Source organism: Streptococcus pseudopneumoniae ATCC BAA-960 = CCUG 49455, assembly GCF_002087075.1.
Taxonomy (GTDB): domain Bacteria; phylum Bacillota; class Bacilli; order Lactobacillales; family Streptococcaceae; genus Streptococcus; species Streptococcus pseudopneumoniae.
The window spans coordinates 1-612 of the sequence record NZ_MWSM01000075.1; the positions used below are offsets into that span (position 1 = coordinate 1).

Below are 612 nucleotides of genomic sequence, written 5' to 3' on the forward strand. Positions count from 1 at the left end.
GATTTCTTATTTGCACTTTTCTTGTACAACTTTATTCCATGGTAAATAAGCCTCTAAAACCTCTTTGTTTACGAGAGTTTCCTCGTTTGGAAGACATTCTAGAAGATAGGATAGATATTTTTCACTATTTAGTTGATGACGTTTAGCTGTTTCCAACAAACTCATAATAATAGCTGTTGCTTTAGCTCCTTCAAAACTTTGAGAAAACAACCAATTTTTACGTCCCATAACCAATGATTTAATGGCGCGTTCAGCTAGATTATTGGAAAGGACCAGATGCCCGTCTTTCAAAATGGCCTTAAAGGTTTCTTCATACTTGAGACTGTATTCAATTGCCCTTCCTAGTTTTGAACCAGGTAAAACTGACTGACGCCGACACCAAGCAAAGAAGTCTTCCATTAGGGGTTGGAGCTCTTCTTGACGTTTCTGTAGTCGTTCATCAGCTGGCAAAACTTCCCAGTCTCTTTCCAAGGCAAATAACTGGTCACAATAAGCTAAACCTTTAGCTCCTAAGGATGAGTTATCTGCTTGCTTGGGGGTGGATTCAAAAAACTTCCTTCTCACATGCGCCCAACATCCAACAAGTTCAGCTTCTTCCAGTTGACGATAAGC

The 612-nt window shown here is 39.7% G+C and carries 1 pseudogene; it reads right to left on the reverse strand.

Annotation, left to right across the window (positions count from 1 at the left end):
- Positions 1–6: 6 nt before the first annotated feature.
- Positions 7–612: pseudogene (locus B4W83_RS11835) on the reverse strand (IS66 family transposase); the annotation flags it as partial.